Source organism: Candidatus Thiosymbion oneisti, from assembly GCF_004359955.1.
GTDB lineage: Bacteria > Pseudomonadota > Gammaproteobacteria > Chromatiales > Chromatiaceae > Thiosymbion > Thiosymbion oneisti.
On record NZ_SMSC01000184.1, the window covers coordinates 1 to 284 of the forward strand.

The 284-nt window shown below is 60.9% G+C and carries 1 pseudogene; it reads left to right on the forward strand.

Going from position 1 to position 284, the window contains the following annotated elements:
- Window positions 1-284, forward strand: a pseudogene (locus E1958_RS21540) (transposase); the annotation flags it as partial.

Consider the following 284-nt stretch of genomic DNA (forward strand, 5'->3'; position numbering starts at 1 on the left):
AGAGGATGGGGTGAAGGGGCGTTTTTGGGAGGGTCGCTTCAAGAGCCAGGCGTTGCTCGATGAGAAGGCGCTGCTGGCGGCGATGGCTTATGTGGATCTCAATCCGGTCCGGGCGGGACTTGCCGAGACGCCGGAAACCTCTGACTACACCTCGATTCAAGAGCGCGTCGGTGGATTGCCGGAAGAAGCCGGGTCCGAAACCGGCTCGCAGGAGGCCGCAACCGTTAAAGATCCTGAGGTAACGCTTGATGGGGAGGAGTTACGACCGGAAGCCGAGACGCAAG